Below are 12,493 nucleotides of genomic sequence, written 5' to 3' on the forward strand. Positions count from 1 at the left end.
CGGCTGCCCCAACGGCCTTTGCGCGCTTCGATCGGGCGCGCGGGCCGCCGCTAACATGATTGGCGCATAAACGCAAAGCGCCGGATGACCGGCGCTTTCGAGGCTATGCAACTGCCCTCAACCCCTTACGAGGTTTTCGAGCTTCTTGACCGCGGTTTCGGGGTTTTCGCCATAGGAGATCGTGCCGCTGAACTTTCCGTCGGCATCGATCAGGAAGACCGAAGCGGTGTGGTCCATGGTGTAGTCGCCATCAGGCTTCGCTTCGTCAACCGGCACCTTCTTGAAGTAGACCCGATAGCCTTTGGCCATTTCGAGCACCTTGTCCGGCGGGCCGGAGATGCCGGTGATGCGCTTCGACACGTTGGAGACGTACTGGCCGAGGATCTCCGGCGTATCGCGTTCCGGATCGACCGTGATGAAATAGGCCTGCAGCCTCTTGCCTTCCGGATCGACCTTTTCAAGCCAGCCATTCAATTCGAACAGTGTGGTCGGGCAGACTTCCGGGCAATGCGTGAAGCCGAAGAAGAGGGCGGTCGGCTTGCCGGCGAACGCCTTCTCGGTGATCGGCTGGCCGTTCTGGGCCACCAGCGTGAAGGGCACGCCGAAGGGGCCGGCCGACGCCTGTTGTTTCGGCTGGGTCATGTCGTAAGTGAGCCAGCCCAGGAGGGCCACCATGACGAGGATGGCTGCCCAAAGGGCGATGCGGATTGACTTCATCATTGCCACCGGCCTGTTGCGGCCGATTGCCGGCCGTCGATGAACATGGAGGCTTTGATAGCGCTTCGTCGCAACCGGCGCAAAGGCCCAATTGCCGCAGGCGTTTCGCTCCCGTTTTGAGGGCTTACTTGCTCCGCTTGCGCTTTCCTAGAAGCACCAGGAAACGCCCGTTTCGGCGAGCGCGAGGAAAATATCCGCGCCATGGGCGAGCCAGCCCTGGAATGCGAAGAGGCAGACTAGCGCGAACCCCCCGGTGAGAAGGGTCAGCACGAGGGGAGAAAGGGATCTGTTCGTATCCGTGCGCATGAGACGATCATAGCATCACAAAACGGCAAGAAAAGAGGCCGTCCCATCCGGCTTCTTCGAGGCAGTGGGAACGGTGTATTAGCGATTGTTTAAGGTCTCTTTGACACTATCGGCTGACGCGGAGGAGTGCCACCACTTCGACATGACATGAGGTCATCCGGTTGATCGAGCCCGGCTATCCGCATCGATCGCAACGGAGGACCGCGCTCGCGTCGGGCAGGTCCATTGCCACGGACTGCCAGTCAAATGACCACGTCTCCTTCCGAAACCCGCACCCTCTCTGTCAGCCAGCGGCTGGCGACGCTCGCAGCAGCGGCCTTTCTCGGTTTCGGCTGCGTGCTTGGGGTCGGCTTTTACCAAAACAGTCGCTCTGAAGCCGCGCTCGAGAAGGCGATCATCGCTGAGAAAGGCATGAAAACCGCCGAGGATATGCGGTTTGCCAGTATCGAACTGGTACTCATTGCGATGGATACGATCATCGACCGCGAGGAGGGCAGGATCCAGCCGGAGCGGGCGACGCAGATCAAGGAGTCGCTCGCCCTGCTCGACGCGAAGATGCCCGATCTCGAAGCCTTGGCGCGGCTGCTTGGCAAATCCGGGCAGCTCGCGGGTTTCGGATCCGACCTCGCCGCACTCCGCCAGGCGATTGAAGTAGATTTGAAGAGGCTGGTGGAGGACGGCGCGCCGGCGGAGGAATTCGGCCGCCTGGACGATGCGATCGACGGCGGCGGCGAACGCATGAATGCCCTCCTGACTGAAATCACCGACGCTGCGGCCCATCTTGCCACGGCGCGTACCGAGGAAGCGCGCGTCGCTTCGAGCGACGCGCTCCTATTGCAATCCTTTGTGGGCATCCTAGCCATGGCCGGCATGCTGGGGTTGATCTGGTTCCACGGGAACGCGCTTCGCCGGGGTATCCTCGGGCTACGAGACAGCATGCAGCGCATCCACTCCGGCGATCTGACGTCGGCCGTCGCCGCCCTGGACCGCAGCGACGAAATCGGCGAGATGGCCCGCTCGGTCGATCTGTTCCGGACCGCAGCAATGGAAAAGCGCTCGCTCGAACAGCATGCCGCCGCAAGCCGCAACGAGATGGAAAGGGACCGCGAAAACCAGGCTGCCGAGCGCGAGCAGGTGGTCGGCCGCATCAAGGCGGCGGTGGACGCTCTCGGCCGGGCGCTCAATCAACTTGCCGAAGGCAATCTCGCAGTATCGATCCGCGAGCCGTTCGAGGAGGGACTCGACACGCTCCGGCGTGACTTCAACAACACGGTCGACCGGCTGAGCCATGTTCTTGGCAATGTGAAGGAGAACGTGATCTCGATCGACGCCAACGGCCGGCAGATGCGCAGTGCCGCCGACGATCTGGCGCGGCGGACGGAAAGGCAGGCGGCATCGCTCGAGCAGACATCGGCGGCTCTCGAAGAGATCACGGTCACCGTCAAGACGGCGACCGACCGCGCCGAAGAGGCAAGCCGCATGGTCGGCGAGACGCGCGTCAATGCCGAGGAATCGGGTCGCATCGTCGGCGAGGCGATCTCCGCCATGGCCCGGATCGAGGGCGCATCCAACGAGATCGGCAAGATCATCAACGTCATCGACGAGATCGCCTTCCAGACGAACCTCTTGGCGCTTAATGCCGGCGTCGAGGCAGCGCGGGCCGGCGACGCCGGCAAGGGCTTTGCGGTCGTGGCTCAGGAGGTCCGCGAGCTCGCGCAACGGGCGGCGGGTGCTGCGAAGGACATCAAGGCGCTGGTCACGCGCTCGGGTACCGAGGTCGAAACCGGCGTCAAGCTGGTTCAGGCGACCGGCGATGCCCTTGGCCGCATCGGTACAAATGTCGCACGCATCAACGAACACATGAGCTCCATCGTACAGGCGGCGCGCGAGCAGTCGACCGGACTCCACGAGATAAATACCGCGGTCGGCCAGCTCGATCAGATGACGCAGCAGAATGCCGCGATGGTCGAACAGACCAATGCGGCGAGCCACACGCTCGCCCAGGATGCCGAGAAGCTCAGCGAGCTCCTGAGCCAGTTCCGCAACGGGCAGGTCAGCGAAACGACGATGCGGGCCGCTGCTCCGGCGGCGGCGCCGTCCATCAAGACTAGCGCGGCAGGCTCGAGCATGCAGGCCGGTGCACGCAAGGCAGTGGCCGCCAAACCCGTTGCTCTCCATCAGCCGGCAGCTGCCCAGGCATCCACCCGTCCGGCTCCATCTCCCGCCAAGGCCCTGATGGGCAAGCTGGCGGGCGCTTTCGGCAACACATCGGCCGCCGTACCCTCCGTCACGGCCTCCGGTGACAATTGGGAAGAATTCTGATCATGAGCAACGCAATCAAGCAGTCCGGCGCCTATCTCGAAATCGTCTCCTTCCACCTCGGGGACCAGGAATTCTGCATCGACATCATGGCGATCCGCGAGATTCGCGGCTGGGCACCGGTGACACCGATGCCGCATACGCCGCCCTACGTGCTCGGCCTCATCAACCTGCGCGGCGCGGTGATCCCCGTCATCGACATGGCATGCCGGCTCGGCATGAAGATGACCGAGCCCTCGGAGCGCTCGGCGATCATCGTCACCGATATCAACGGCAAGCTCGTCGGCCTCCTGGTCGAGCAGGTTTCGGACATGATGACGATCCGCAGCGAAGACCTGCAGCCGGCGCCGGAAATCATTCCGGAGGCCCAGCGTGCCTTCTGCCGCGGCATCGTCGCGCTCGAGAAATCGATGGTGTGCTTCCTCAACCTCGATACGGTCATTGCCGACGAGCTGGCCCAGGCCGCATAGGCCCGGATGCTCGTAGAGACACATGCAGGGGCCCGCGAGAGCGGGCCTTTTGCGTTACGGCGGGGCGTCGGTAGATCCGGCGAGGGGCAAAGGTGCAGCTAGCTGGTCGGGAGGCAGTGACGCTCGCGTGCAGGAACACCTGCACGGCATCCGAGTTATGAAGGTGCAGCGTCGGTGAGGAGATCTTATACTGTTAGTCGCAGCGTCCGTTGAAGTCGGATGCTGAAACGGACAAGGAGCAATGCCATGAGAGTTTCTCCAAGAGCTTCATTCGCCGCATTTGTCCTCTCGTTCGCGCTTGCCGGAGCCGCCGCACCGTCCTTTGCGAACGGCTTCTACCAGGGCATCGACCCGCATCATCCGCCGGGAACGCAGAACAGAGGGTCGGTATACGTCCCGATGGTGGAGAGCCCGTATTACGTCGATCGCGGCGTCTATGTTGATCCAGCGCCGACCGGCAGCATCTACGTCGACCCCGCACCCCTGTATGTCGAGCCGGTGCCGATGGGCATCTACGGCGGATCGCCCTCTCAAGTCCGCGAGCGCTACGAGAACGAGTACCAGGGCGGCGGTCAGGGCGACTACTACCAGGGTATCATCCCACCGGCTCCTGTTCCCTGAGCGACAGGAGCCCGGCAAGCCCGCCGGCCGGCCGAGCGAGGTGAGCGCCGGCGCGGCTTTTCCGGCCGTGGACAGGATCTCGCGCCATCGAGGCCCGCCACTGCGTCAAGTTAAAGTTGCTTCATCTCCATCACGGTTGCAGGAGCAATCGTGACGAAACATTGACTGTGCGGAGGAAGCCAAGGCAGCGAAAGGTGTTATGCTGGTAACAGCAGCATTCGTTAGGAGGCCGTATGCTGCCATGTTGCATCCGTCAGGAGGCGAGGATGCTGAATGGAGATAGGAGCTAAGGTCATGAGATTTTCTCTAAAAACATCATTCGCCGCATTCGTCCTCTCGTCCGCGCTTGCCGGTGTTGCCGCACCAGCCTTCGCGGATAGCTATTACCAGGGCATAGACCCGCATAACCCTCCGGGGACGCAGAACAATACGCGCGTGCTGATGCCGCGTAGCACCACGCCGTCGAACGTCGACGTCATGCCCACGGGCAGCATCGACGGACAGCGCGTTACGCCCATCGGTGGCACCACCTACAGGGAAAGATACGAGTCGGGTGAGGGCCAATACTATCGCGGCATCTTTCCGCCGACGCCCTGATGTCCTGAGCAATCGGGCCCAGAAGGGGCCAGCTTGCATACTGCCGCCGCAATTGCGGCGGCAGTGCTTATTGGGGACGGCCCTTTTCCCAAGTGACGGTCTGGCCGAAGAGCGGAACGGTGGTGATCGACATCTTGGCCGACCCGTCGGTCAATTGGCGCGAATGGGCGAGATAGATCAAAGTGTCGTTCGCCTTGTCGTAGATGCGGGTCACGAGCAGATCCTTCCAGATAAGCGACAGGCCGGACCGGAAGACTTCCTCTCCCTCGTTCGACAGATCGATATCGCCGATGCTGATCGGACCTGTCTGGCGGCAGGCGATCGAGTTGTTCGAGGGATCCTCGAACCAGTTGCCGTTCTTCAGGCGGTCGATGACGCTGCGATCGAAATAGGTGACGTGGCAGGTGACGCCGTTGACCTTCGGATCGCGAACGGCATCGATCTTGATATCGTTGCCGAGCCAGTCGACGCCGACTTTGCCCACTGTCTCGGCGCGAGCAGGGGGCGCGGCCGTGGCGGTCAATGCCAGAGCGGCGAGGAGCAGGGTGCGGGTGCGGCGAGACATGGGATCCTCCAACGAGCAGCACCGTTCACATAGGTGGCGGCGCGGGCGATGCAAGATGTCGCGTAGCCGCTGCTGCGCTCATGCGCTGTGGCGCATATGATCCTGGTGAGGGACGTCGGCCTGTCGCAGCTGCGCCGCGGCGGCTGCAAGCACCCGGGCGCTGGCAACGATATGGCGAGGCCTGGCGATCGAGCAGCGATCACGGCCATCGGCCTTGGAATCGTAAAGTGCCAGATCCGCGCGGATCATGACGTCCATGATCGTGTCGCCGGCTGCCGCTGCGGCGATGCCGATGCTGACCGTCAGGCGGATGCGCTGATGCGCCCGACCAACCGGCGTGTCGCGCACGGCGCGGCAGATCGCTTCGGCGACTGCTGCAGCCTGCTCTTCCGAATGGTCCGGCAGCACGATGCCGAATTCCTCGCCACCAATCCGCCCGAAGATACCGCGCCCGTCGAGGAAAGCGGACACGGTCTTGACGAAATGGGCGAGCGCCATGTCGCCGCAGGCGTGACCGTATTGGTCGTTGATCTGCTTGAAATAGTCGAGGTCGAGCTGGAGGAAGGCCGCCGGACGATGATCGGCAAGACAATGGGCGATCGTTTTCTCGCCGTCTTCGATGAGCGCCCTGCGCGACAGTGCGCCCGTCAGGGGGTCACGTGCGAGCATCGTCTTGAGACCAACGATGACGCGATTCTCGATCGTCAGGATAACCGCGACGAAAAGAGTGGGGAGGAAGAATATCTGCAGAAAGGCAAGGGAGAATTCGAAGACTACCGATGAAGGGGAGGCCGAGAGTTCAGGGGAGGTCTCGGGCGCGGATCGGACAGCGTGAACGAGCCCGGCAAAGGCGACCGTCAGAAGGCCGGGGACGCCGGCGCGCAAAGCCGGCTTGTCGTTCGCCCATTCATCAACGGCCGGGAGGCCGATGACGACAAGCAGAGCCGCGCCGCAGCCGGCGATAACGATCATGCGCGCGCCGAAGCTGTCCTCGCTGCCCGCATCGACGAGAAGGCCCGCCGCCGCAGCAACAAATGCCATCGTAGCACAGAAGCCGATTGAGGCGGATTGGTCGTCGAGTCGGCGAAAACCGAGAAAGAGCGCGAAAAGGGCAAAGATCAGCACCGCATGGCCGGGCATTGCGGCGAGCGGAAACCCGAACGACGTCGCCGCCATCAGCAGCGCCGTTGCAATCGCCGATAGTGAGCAGGCGATCGCGAATTCCCGGACGCCGGCCTTTTCGGAGCTTCGCAGTCGTAGAAGGGCGGGCAGTAGGGCAAAAAGCGAAATGACCGATATGGCAGGGAAAATGCTCATTTCGAAACGGCCTGTCGTGCTAAAATGAAGCGGATGGCTTTCGGGGCAGCGGTATGCGTGAACAAATTCGTAGCGGCGCCGTGTTAACGAAGGCCGGCCAAATTCGCTGCAATTTGAGCGTTTGGTCTTTCTCGCACTGGTTGCGACAAGAATCTTCACCCGCGCCATCCAGTCGGATACGGGAGCACACGGTTCTCGGACGATTCATCCAACCTAAGGGGCCGATACCTCTCATGATATGCATCGGTTCAACCTGTCAGACGATGCTCCGGAGCGTGCTCCATGTCGGATGAGAGACCTTGCTTCGCAGACCGGATCGACGCGGGGCGAAGGCTCGCTGCTGCCATCGCAAGCGAGGGCATTGCCGAGCCCCTGGTGATGGCGCTGCCACGCGGCGGCGTGCCGGTTGCCTTCGAGGTGGCGACGGTCCTCGGTGCTCCGCTCGAACTGCTGATCGTACGGAAGATCGGCGCTCCCGGACAGGCCGAGTTCGGCCTCGGCGCGCTCGTCGATGGCGACGAACCGCAACTGGTGCTCAACGCCGAGGTCATGCGCCTGGTCAAACCCTCACAGGAATATATCGATGCCGAGGTGTCGCGTCAGCGCCTGGAACTGGAGCGCCGCCGCGAACTTTACCTCGGCGACCGGCCGCGCATTTCTCCGGCAAGGCGCAAGGTCATCCTCGTCGACGACGGGATTGCCACCGGCGGCACGGTGAGGGCCGCCGTCCAGGCGCTCCGGAAGGCGGGCGCTGCGGCACTTGTCGTGGCCGTCCCGGTGGCTCCGCCGAGTGCAATCGCCGGCCTTCGCCGTCAAGTGGACCGGGTCGTCTGCCTCGCAACGCCTCATCCCTTTCATGCGGTCAGCATCTATTACGACGATTTCGAGCAAACCACCGACGCCGAGGTGATCGCGCTGATGCGGCGCGCGAAAGGAGAAAGCGCAGCAAGGGCCCCTTCGGATGAAAATCAGTGATCGACGGCATGCGGCTGCCAGATAGACCTTGCCGAAATCAAGGGTTATGCTGGCGCCCCCGCAACGGCCTTTCCGGTGGGTTCGACGATGAGTGAAAACCTTTCCATCCGCCCGGTCGTCCGGGGCGACTACGACCAGTGGCTGCTGCTCTGGGAGGGCTACAACGCCTTTTACGGACGTTCGGGCGAAGCCGCACTCGCTCCCGACATCACCCATATGACCTGGTCGCGCTTCTTCGATGCCTATGAACCGATGCATGCCCTGGTTGCCGAGAACAAGGGCCGGTTGGTCGGGCTCACCCACTTCATCTTTCACCGCACCACCACGGCAATCCAGCCGAACTGCTATCTCCAGGACCTCTTCATCAACGAGGCAGCCCGCGGCAGAGGGGTCGGCGAGGCGCTGATCAACGGGGTCTTCGAAGCAGCGCGACGCGCCGGCACCTCGCGGGTCTACTGGCTGACCCACGAGACCAACCTCAAGGCGATGCGGCTCTACGACAAGGTGGCGGAGAAGTCGGGCTTCGTGATGTATCGGATGGTGATCTGAGGGGGCGCGTCACACTCTTTCCACAAACCCCTCCAGCACGCGCTTCTGTCCGGCGCGGTCGAAATCGATCGTCAGCTTGTTGCCTTCGACCGCGGCAATGTTGCCGTTGCCGAATTTCAGATGGAAGACGCGGTCGCCGACGCTGAAGCGGGACGGTTCCGCAGTCGTCGACTTGGCGACGAGCTCGCCCTCGATGGTGCGGGTGCGGGGACCTGACTCGCCGTAGCCGATGCGTTCGACGGCATGGCCGGAGCGGCTGCCCCAATTGTCGCGGGTGGCGTCCGAGCGGTGCTGCTGGGCGCGCTTCCAGCCGGGCGTCTGGTAGCTGTTCTCGAAGGGATCGGCCTTGTCGAAGCGGGATTGGCCATAGCCGCCGCGATTGTAGCCGCCATAGGAGACGTCCTGCTCGGCGACCTCGACATGGTCGACCGGCAGTTCGTCGAGGAAGCGCGACGGCATCGTCGACTGCCAGAGGCCGTGAATGCGGCGGTTCGAGACGAACCAGATGTGACAGCGGCGCTTGGCGCGGGTGATCCCGACATAGGCGAGGCGGCGTTCCTCTTCGAGCCCGGCGCGGCCGCCCTCGTCGAGTGCCCGCTGATGCGGAAAGAGACCTTCCTCCCAGCCCGGCAGGAAGACGGTGTCGAATTCCAGGCCCTTGGCCGAGTGCAGCGTCATGATCGACACGGCATCCATGTCCTCGTTCTGCTCGGCATCCATGACGAGCGCGACATGCTCCAGGAAGCCGCGCATTGATTCGAAGGCCTCCATCGAGCGGATGAGTTCCTTGAGGTTTTCAAGCCGCCCCGGCGCTTCGGCCGACTTGTCCGCCTGCCACATCGCCGTATAGCCACTCTCATCCAAGATCTGTTCGGCAAGCTCCGTGTGCGGCGTCGTTTCGAGCAAGGTCTGCCAGCGGCGGAAATCGGTGACGACGTCGAACAGCGCCTTGCGCGCCTTCGGCTTCAACTCGTCGGTCTCGATGATCTCGGTTGCGGCGGCGAGCATCGGAATGTCGCGGGCGCGGGCATAGTCGTGCAGGGTTCGAACGGTGGTGTCGCCGAGGCCTCGTTTCGGCGTGTTGACGATGCGCTCGAAGGCGAGATCGTCGGCCGGCTGGCAGACGAGGCGGAAATATGCCATGGCGTCGCGGATTTCGAGCCGCTCGTAGAAGCGCGGGCCGCCGATGACGCGATAATTGAGGCCGAGGGTGACGAAGCGGTCTTCGAACTCGCGCATCTGGAAGGAGGCGCGCACCAGGATCGCAATGTCGTTCAGATTGTGCTTCTGGCGCTGGAGCTGTTCGATCTCCTCGCCGACGGCGCGGGCTTCCTCTTCGGAATCCCAGGCGGCGTGCACATGCACCTTCTCGTCGTCCGGGTGGCTGCGTTCGGTGAAGAGTGTCTTGCCGAGCCGGCCCTCATTGTGGGCGATCAGATGCGCGGCGGTGCCGAGGATATGCTCGGTCGAGCGGTAGTTGCGCTCGAGCTTGATGACCTTGGCGCCCGGGAAGTCCTTCTCAAAACGGAGGATATTGTCGACCTCGGCGCCGCGCCAGCCGTATATCGACTGGTCGTCGTCGCCGACGCAGCAGATGTTTATCTGCTGCTGTTTGTTTGCGCTCACGCTGTCGCCGCCTGCGCGGCTGCGCTCCGCGGGGGCGGACGAAACGTCGTCCGGCCAGCCTTGGCTGGCTCGGGCTTCGCCCGCAGGCGTTTCTCTCACGACGGCCTTGCCGCTCTGCGGCCGCTGCGCCAAGAGCCGCAGCCACATATATTGCGCCGTGTTGGTATCCTGGTACTCGTCGACGAGGATATAGCGGAACTTGTCGTGATAATCCTTGAGCACGTCCGGATTGGCGCGGAACATGCGGATCGGGTGCAGCAGCAGGTCGCCGAAGTCGCAGGCGTTTAGCGTCACCAGGCGGTTCTGGTAGGCGGCGTAGAGCTCGCGGCCCTTGCCGTTCGCGAAGGCGCGGGCGTCGCCCTCGGGGATATGCGCCGGATCGAGGCCCTTGTTCTTCCAGGTGTCGATCATGGCGGCGAATTGCTTGGCCGGCCAACGCTTGTCGTCCAGCCCTTCGGCCTGGATAAGCTGCTTGATCAGCCGCACGACGTCGTCGGTGTCGAGGATGGTGAAATCGGATCTCAGCCCCACGAGTTCGGCATGGCGGCGCAAGAGCTTGACACCGATCGAGTGGAAGGTGCCGAGCCAGGGCATGCCTTCGACCGCATGGCCGACGAGCACGCCGATGCGCTCCTTCATCTCGCGCGCCGCCTTGTTGGTGAAGGTCACGGCGAGGATCTGCGAGGGATAGGCGCGGCCGGTCGACAGGATATGGGCGATGCGGGTGGTCAGCACGCGCGTCTTGCCGGTGCCGGCGCCGGCAAGCACGAGCACCGGGCCCTCCAGCGTTTCGACGGCTTCGCGCTGTTCCGAGTTGAGACCGGAGAGATAGTCCGGCCGTTGCGCCTTGTCGCGGGCAGCCATGGCGCGCGCCGCGATGCCGCCGGCGGCAGGGGCGGGTTTGCGCGGCGCCGGCTCCTCGTCGAAGAAGGGGATGTCGTCGAAACCTTTGCTCATGCGGCCCAATGTAGTGATTCGGGACCGAAAGGCCAGAAAGGATGTTCTTCTTTTATTCCGGAGTCTCGTCGGATTTCTGCAAACCTGTGGAAAGACAGGCGTTTTCAGCGCTGGTGTTTCGATGTCGCTATCGTTCGGCCGTGGCGTCGAAGGCCGGATCGACCGGGACCTGCAGCGCGGTCGCCAGCTGGTTGGTCTTGGCGGCAAGCGAAATGACGCGCAGCAGATCGGCATGCTCGGCTTCGCTCATCCCCTTTGCCTTGGCGGCGGCGGTGTGCGAGTGGATGCAATAGCCGCAGCCATTGCTGACGGAAACTGCGATGTACAGCATCTCCTTGACCAGCGGATCGAGCGCCGAGGGCGTCGCCATCACCGCCTTGACCTCCGCCCAGGTGCGTTCCAGCAGGTCCGGATCGAAGGCGAGCCACAGCCACATATTGTTGATGAAGTCCGATTTCCGCGTGGCGCGGATGTCGTCGAAAACCGCCTTGACGCGCAGGTTCGATTCGGGGTCGGACGGCGGCGCAACGGTGCTCATGATGCTTCCTTCCGAGGTTCTAAACGAGGGCGAAAACGCGCGCCGGCCCGCCGGTGCCGCCGCGGTGCTTCGGCGCGCCGAGGACGAGCGTTGCGCCCTTGGCCGGTAGCTTGTCGAGATTGGCGGCGGCTTCCAGCCCCCAGCGACCCTCCGGCAGCCAGGCGCGGTGGATGGCGAAGTCAGGAGATATGCCGTGATCGAGCGAGAGCGTGTCGACGGCAATGCCGGCAGCCTTCGTTTCCTGGAGCAGAAACTTGGCTGCGTCGACATGGAAGCCGGGGAAGTGCAGCTTGCCCTCGGCGTCGGCGTTGCGGAACTTCTCCGTGCCGAGATGGGCCGCCCAACCGGAAAGCATGGCGACGCAGGCATTCTCCGGAACATCGCCATTGGCGGCGATCCACGCCTTGATGTCCTCGGGTGTGACCTGCGCGTCCGGGTCGGCTGCCGCCCTCTCGCGAATGTCGACGATGCAGAGCGGCACGAGGAGTTTTTCGACCGGCAGTTCCGCGACCGAGAGGCCGTCGGCGGAGAAATGCAGCGGCGCATCGACATGGGTGCCGGTATGTTCGTTCACCCGGAGCTCGAACAGGTTGAACGTATGTTCGGCAAAGTTGAACTTCTGCTCGCGGAAGAACTGCTGCTGGCCGAAGAAGGTCGGAAACTCCTCATGGAGTTCATGGGTGAGGTTGGTGACGCTCGTATGGCCGGTGGCAAGCGCCGGCGGCGCGACCCCCATGCCGGCGGCCGCGGCGCCCGCCGATGCGACAGCGGCGGCGCGGAAGAAGCTGCGCCGCGACAACATTTGCTGCTTTACCGATTCGATCACGCATGCATCGCACATGTGCTTTCTCCCCCCTTTTTCAACGTCCGGTTTCATGAGGCAGAATAGCCGAGCCGCGGCGGCTGTAAACAGCGATCGACGAGCGCCGGCATGCG

The 12,493-nt window shown here is 63.3% G+C and carries 13 protein-coding genes; 6 read left to right on the forward strand and 7 right to left on the reverse strand.

Features of this window, described 5'->3' with window-relative positions:
- Positions 1 to 117: 117 nt before the first annotated feature.
- Entirely contained in the window at positions 118 to 717 is a 600-nt protein-coding gene (locus tag CO656_RS07695; protein WP_097525407.1) for an SCO family protein, read from the reverse strand.
- Between the two features lie 147 nt (positions 718 to 864).
- On the reverse strand, positions 865 to 1,023 hold the full coding sequence (locus CO656_RS30180; RefSeq protein ID WP_097525342.1) for a hypothetical protein: 159 nt from the start codon (positions 1,021 to 1,023) through the stop codon (positions 865 to 867).
- 246 nt (positions 1,024 to 1,269) lie between these two features.
- Between CO656_RS30180 and CO656_RS07705 the strand changes: the two genes are divergently transcribed.
- The 4 genes from CO656_RS07705 (at position 1,270) to CO656_RS07720 (ending at position 5,030) form a co-directional block, all read left to right on the forward strand.
- A complete protein-coding gene (locus tag CO656_RS07705; RefSeq protein WP_097525343.1) occupies positions 1,270 to 3,345 on the forward strand; it encodes a methyl-accepting chemotaxis protein in 2,076 nt (691 codons plus the stop codon).
- 2 nt (positions 3,346 to 3,347) lie between these two features.
- Complete coding sequence (locus CO656_RS07710) at positions 3,348 to 3,812, forward strand: chemotaxis protein CheW (protein WP_037415530.1); 465 nt, start codon at positions 3,348 to 3,350, stop codon at positions 3,810 to 3,812.
- 246 nt (positions 3,813 to 4,058) lie between these two features.
- A complete protein-coding gene (locus CO656_RS07715; RefSeq protein ID WP_097525344.1) occupies positions 4,059 to 4,433 on the forward strand; it encodes a hypothetical protein in 375 nt (124 codons plus the stop codon).
- 294 nt (positions 4,434 to 4,727) lie between these two features.
- On the forward strand, positions 4,728 to 5,030 hold the full coding sequence (locus CO656_RS07720) for a hypothetical protein (RefSeq protein WP_037415569.1): 303 nt from the start codon (positions 4,728 to 4,730) through the stop codon (positions 5,028 to 5,030).
- A gap of 67 nt (positions 5,031 to 5,097) precedes the next feature.
- On the opposite strand, the gene CO656_RS07725 is transcribed toward CO656_RS07720, so the two are convergent.
- On the reverse strand, positions 5,098 to 5,595 hold the full coding sequence (locus CO656_RS07725; RefSeq protein ID WP_097525345.1) for a CreA family protein: 498 nt from the start codon (positions 5,593 to 5,595) through the stop codon (positions 5,098 to 5,100).
- A gap of 78 nt (positions 5,596 to 5,673) precedes the next feature.
- Positions 5,674 to 6,912, reverse strand: a complete 1,239-nt coding sequence (locus CO656_RS07730) for a GGDEF domain-containing protein (RefSeq protein ID WP_179864721.1) — start codon at positions 6,910 to 6,912, stop codon at positions 5,674 to 5,676.
- A gap of 282 nt (positions 6,913 to 7,194) precedes the next feature.
- On the opposite strand from CO656_RS07730, the gene CO656_RS07735 reads away from it, so the two are divergent.
- A complete protein-coding gene (locus CO656_RS07735; protein WP_097525347.1) occupies positions 7,195 to 7,887 on the forward strand; it encodes a phosphoribosyltransferase family protein in 693 nt (230 codons plus the stop codon).
- Between the two features lie 87 nt (positions 7,888 to 7,974).
- A complete protein-coding gene (locus CO656_RS07740; RefSeq protein WP_037415551.1) occupies positions 7,975 to 8,436 on the forward strand; it encodes a GNAT family N-acetyltransferase in 462 nt (153 codons plus the stop codon).
- A 9-nt stretch (positions 8,437 to 8,445) separates the two neighbouring features.
- On the opposite strand, the gene CO656_RS07745 is transcribed toward CO656_RS07740, so the two are convergent.
- The 3 genes from CO656_RS07745 to CO656_RS07755 all read right to left on the reverse strand — a co-directional run bounded on the left by CO656_RS07745 (position 8,446) and on the right by CO656_RS07755 (position 12,398).
- Positions 8,446 to 11,019 carry a UvrD-helicase domain-containing protein gene (locus tag CO656_RS07745; RefSeq protein ID WP_097525348.1) on the reverse strand — a complete coding sequence of 858 codons (2,574 nt, stop codon included), beginning with the start codon at positions 11,017 to 11,019 and terminating at the stop codon, positions 8,446 to 8,448.
- A gap of 127 nt (positions 11,020 to 11,146) precedes the next feature.
- A complete protein-coding gene (locus CO656_RS07750; protein ID WP_037415560.1) occupies positions 11,147 to 11,557 on the reverse strand; it encodes a carboxymuconolactone decarboxylase family protein in 411 nt (136 codons plus the stop codon).
- Between the two features lie 19 nt (positions 11,558 to 11,576).
- Complete coding sequence (locus tag CO656_RS07755) at positions 11,577 to 12,398, reverse strand: cyclase family protein (RefSeq protein ID WP_097525349.1); 822 nt, start codon at positions 12,396 to 12,398, stop codon at positions 11,577 to 11,579.
- Positions 12,399 to 12,493 lie beyond the last annotated feature (95 nt).

The sequence above is a fragment of the Sinorhizobium sp. FG01 genome, from assembly GCF_002531875.1.
GTDB lineage: Bacteria > Pseudomonadota > Alphaproteobacteria > Rhizobiales > Rhizobiaceae > Sinorhizobium > Sinorhizobium fredii_C.

Coding starts and splice junctions, on each gene's coding strand:
- CO656_RS07695 (WP_097525407.1), bottom strand. CDS start 717: ATGAAGTCAATCCGCATCGCCCTTTGGGCAGCCATCCTCGTCATGGTG.
- CO656_RS30180 (WP_097525342.1), bottom strand. CDS start 1,023: ATGCGCACGGATACGAACAGATCCCTTTCTCCCCTCGTGCTGACCCTT.
- CO656_RS07705 (WP_097525343.1), top strand. CDS start 1,270: ATGACCACGTCTCCTTCCGAAACCCGCACCCTCTCTGTCAGCCAGCGG.
- CO656_RS07710 (WP_037415530.1), top strand. CDS start 3,348: ATGAGCAACGCAATCAAGCAGTCCGGCGCCTATCTCGAAATCGTCTCC.
- CO656_RS07715 (WP_097525344.1), top strand. CDS start 4,059: ATGAGAGTTTCTCCAAGAGCTTCATTCGCCGCATTTGTCCTCTCGTTC.
- CO656_RS07720 (WP_037415569.1), top strand. CDS start 4,728: ATGAGATTTTCTCTAAAAACATCATTCGCCGCATTCGTCCTCTCGTCC.
- CO656_RS07725 (WP_097525345.1), bottom strand. CDS start 5,595: ATGTCTCGCCGCACCCGCACCCTGCTCCTCGCCGCTCTGGCATTGACC.
- CO656_RS07730 (WP_179864721.1), bottom strand. CDS start 6,912: ATGAGCATTTTCCCTGCCATATCGGTCATTTCGCTTTTTGCCCTACTG.
- CO656_RS07735 (WP_097525347.1), top strand. CDS start 7,195: ATGTCGGATGAGAGACCTTGCTTCGCAGACCGGATCGACGCGGGGCGA.
- CO656_RS07740 (WP_037415551.1), top strand. CDS start 7,975: ATGAGTGAAAACCTTTCCATCCGCCCGGTCGTCCGGGGCGACTACGAC.
- CO656_RS07745 (WP_097525348.1), bottom strand. CDS start 11,019: ATGAGCAAAGGTTTCGACGACATCCCCTTCTTCGACGAGGAGCCGGCG.
- CO656_RS07750 (WP_037415560.1), bottom strand. CDS start 11,557: ATGAGCACCGTTGCGCCGCCGTCCGACCCCGAATCGAACCTGCGCGTC.
- CO656_RS07755 (WP_097525349.1), bottom strand. CDS start 12,398: ATGTGCGATGCATGCGTGATCGAATCGGTAAAGCAGCAAATGTTGTCG.